This is a genomic window from Psychroserpens sp., assembly GCF_045105015.1.
Classification (GTDB): domain Bacteria; phylum Bacteroidota; class Bacteroidia; order Flavobacteriales; family Flavobacteriaceae; genus Psychroserpens.
In genome coordinates this window covers 1-3,407 of the sequence record NZ_JBGCCX010000180.1, presented here as the reverse complement: position 1 = coordinate 3,407, position 3,407 = coordinate 1, and the positions used below count along the sequence as shown (strand labels likewise).

Annotated in this window: 3 protein-coding genes; 2 read left to right on the top strand and 1 reads right to left on the bottom strand. The window is 31.1% G+C overall.

Annotated features, from left to right (window positions below; translation table 11 throughout):
• The coding region (locus tag AB8B90_RS13735; protein ID WP_405338023.1) for an autotransporter outer membrane beta-barrel domain-containing protein at positions 1-219 on the top strand (219 nt) is incomplete at its 5' end.
• A gap of 386 nt (positions 220-605) precedes the next feature.
• Complete coding sequence (locus tag AB8B90_RS13730) at positions 606-2,594, top strand: hypothetical protein (RefSeq protein ID WP_405338020.1); 1,989 nt, start codon at positions 606-608, stop codon at positions 2,592-2,594.
• Positions 2,595-3,167: 573 nt separating this feature from the next.
• Here the strand turns inward: AB8B90_RS13730 and AB8B90_RS13725 are convergent.
• The coding region (locus tag AB8B90_RS13725) for a sensor histidine kinase (protein WP_405338018.1) at positions 3,168-3,407 on the bottom strand (240 nt) is incomplete at its 5' end.

The window sequence follows — 3,407 nt, the reverse complement described above, 5'->3', positions numbered from 1 at the left end:
ATCAACAACAAACTCAACGTCGACATCCGTCAAGACGGAGTGGGTACCCCAGCGTTAGTTCCAAGAACCGCAAAACAAGTCCGCCTAGTCTACAACGCTGGAGGTAGCATCACCGCCAAACACGACGACCAATGGGAATACTCCCTCGGCTACGACGCAAGACTCGCCGACAAGTATGTAGCTCATCAAGGAACGCTTAAGTTGAGAGTTAATTTTTAGGGTAGAACTTTAAAAGTAAAAAATTACTGCTGTTTAGTGGGTTCATCAAAAAGCTTTGGGTAATATAATATCTATAATTACGAGCTATTAAAATTTAATTAGTAATAAAATTAGTTTTTAAATTATTAGAGCGTACAAATGCAATTTAGGAGAATAGTTTCAAATATTAAAGCTTTAACTTTAATCTAAACGATACTTTTCTCCTCTATCTTTAGTCCCAGAATTTTATAGGGTTTAACCCTAAGTATAGGCGTGTTCTTTTTTAATGGTATTATATGATCATCTAATGAATTTATGGGTAGTCAAATCCATAAATCGCTATACTAGTAGTTTGGTAACTATATAATTAGTTCATTAAAATTTGAACTAAAACCAATTTAACCACCATGAATACTTACAACATTGAAAAACAATCTAATATACTTTTATCACTTTTTTTAGGTTTTATAGTACTTTTTGGAAATGCTATTTTGACAACAAATGCTATAGCTGCAACCAACCTAACTTTTACTTCTCATCCAACTAATACACTAATGGGCAGGGATAATTTTGCACCGGAGAAAGAAATAGATTACTACTATGACTTACACCTAAAAAATCTAGCTAAAGTTCTATTATACTCAAAGGATGTCAAACTGAATGATATAGGGAATTTTTATAGTTGGATAGGGTTTGATTTTGATCGAAGTAATTTAAGTGCTAAAAGCGTTGCATATGCAAATGCAAAAAATATACAATTAATGCTCGATATATATAGAGATTATAACAAGAATTATTTGAAAAATGATGCAACTCTAACAGAACTTTTAAATACGGTACAACATCAGACTAATCTAATTTTTTCTCTAATAAAGAATAAAGATCTAACTTTTTCCGAATTTACCAATAGGTTTGCACAAATCGGCCGTAATTTTGGATTGCATACTATAGAAAATAAATTTGCTGAACGTTTAGAAAGAATTGATAACTTTAATTCAAAAAAGTTACTGAACTATTTTAACAAATTTAGATTCCATGCTTTTAGAGGTCAAATTAGATTTGATGGTGAAAGCTTAAATGCAGAAAGTATATATGAAGATGCGCTGCGAATAGTGCAAATTATTAATCAAATCCAAAAATATGCTATTTCTGATATTATAATCTCCAATTTTTCTTCAGTAGCACAAATAAATGAAATAAAAAAATTAAAAAAATCCTACAACATATCAAATATCAATACCATTCCTTTAGTAGAAACAAATCAAGATGTTGCTTATGCTGTCAATAACCTGCAGAAGATAGTTAAAGCTGATAATATTTCGCAAATAATGAAGGCAGGTAGTGATGATACTAGATTTAGTGGTCTTGCCGCTTCGATTCTAAACCTTGCTAAGCTAGGCTATGCTATGCAACAATTAAAAAATTCCGATATGTTTAATTCACAACAGGCAAAAAACCCTATCTTATTCATAGGAATGGGCTCAAGCATTGAAAGGCTTGGGGGACCAGTATTTTTTAGAAGTATGTTGGCAGGCATATTAGGAGATAATGAATCAAATCGTACAATTCAAGGCGGAGAATTAGAATATTTTGCCAATATAACTAATGCAGAGGAAAAACTTAAAACTGAAATTGCAATTGTAAAAAAGCGTGCAAAAATTAATTTTAATGAAATAGTGTCTATATCATCAATAATTAAAGAGTGCTTTCTTGATCGGTATCAAAATATTTATAAGAATGATTTGAAGAGAAATGATTTAAATCAGCTAATATTAAATGGAACTAATCTCGCCTATGCAATGGATAATTATCAAGCTGGTTCAAGATATAAAAAGAGAATTATAGTGAATAGCGAAAATAAATTAACTAATAATTTTACTGATCTTTTTAACAACACAAGAGCAATTGATTTTCAAACAAGTTTTGTATTATCTGGTATTCATCCGGAATTTATACCTTATAAGTATTTGAGCCAGAAACAAGTAGACAAGATTTTATCTTTTAAAGAAAATAAAATTATGAAAACATACATTACTGGAATATATGTTTTGTCAAAGCAAATGAATCCAAATTTTTATAAGGCGTTAGACTTACCTGTTTCTAACACAATATATAAACAGTTTAATGAAGGGTTCAGTATTTTTACTCAAATTATAGAAAAATATTTCCCTGAATTGAAACAAGAAATTGATACAAAATTAGAGCAAGAAAAATATCTAAATTATTCAAAAAATACAAATAAAGAAATAGTAAAAATACTTTCTACAGAAACAGACTTAATAAATAAATATAAGAATGGTGCCATTTCTTTTAAAATAATGACTAATAAATTACATAAATTAAATTATGAAATAGCTAGACTACGCAATCTATTATCTTTAGCCGTTAAGAACTGAAGTCTTTGTTATTCTGAGACAATTATTTAATAGCACAAGATTTCCAAAGTTATATACGAGGCATAGCATAGTACTATTACCATTTGGACATTAGTTTTTATAATTTCTTAAATTAGAACCGTAACTTTCTGTTGAATTGCTCTTACTGTTTCATCAAGTAAATGCAAGCACATAACATTTGCACCTTAGATCCATGAAAATGCAGGCTACAGCTTGATAGATAATAAGCTCAATGTCGACCATCCACACAAAATTTTAACTAACCAATTGCAACTTTCTAAATATACAGCTTTACAAAACTAAATTATTTAATATCAGCCATAAGCACACTCTGACCAAAGTGGTAATATTTTCTGCTTCATTTATATTTTTATTGGAGGTTTATCTCTAAAAATATATTCTCAATTTCGTCTCTTGTGGAGCAACACGTGTTTGTCAGCAATTCTAGCCTTGTAGCCGATGGAATATTTCTTTATCATTGTGCTTTGCAGTTTCTGCTTCTTGTGCTGCTACACTAGATAAAACTGCTTAGTGGCTCTTGAGACAATTTTTCATAACATTATGCTATTCCATCTAAAGCACAAACCTAAACTGCGCACCTTTGCCACCTTTACTATCAGCAGATATAGCCCCGGCATGAGCTTCTACAGCGGCTCTACAAAGCGCTAGGCCTACGCCTCGTCCTTCGGCTTTTGACTCAGTGTTTGAGCCCATCTTAAATGGGGTAAAGATATCGTATAATTCTTCTCTTGGAATGCCGATTCCGTTGTCAGATATTGTAAACTCTACGCCCTTGCCTTTTCTCAAAACACT

What these genes read in the sequence shown, in the direction of transcription:
- AB8B90_RS13730 (WP_405338020.1), top strand. Translation starts at nt 606, where the DNA reads ATGAATACTTACAACATTGAAAAACAATCTAATATACTTTTATCACTT.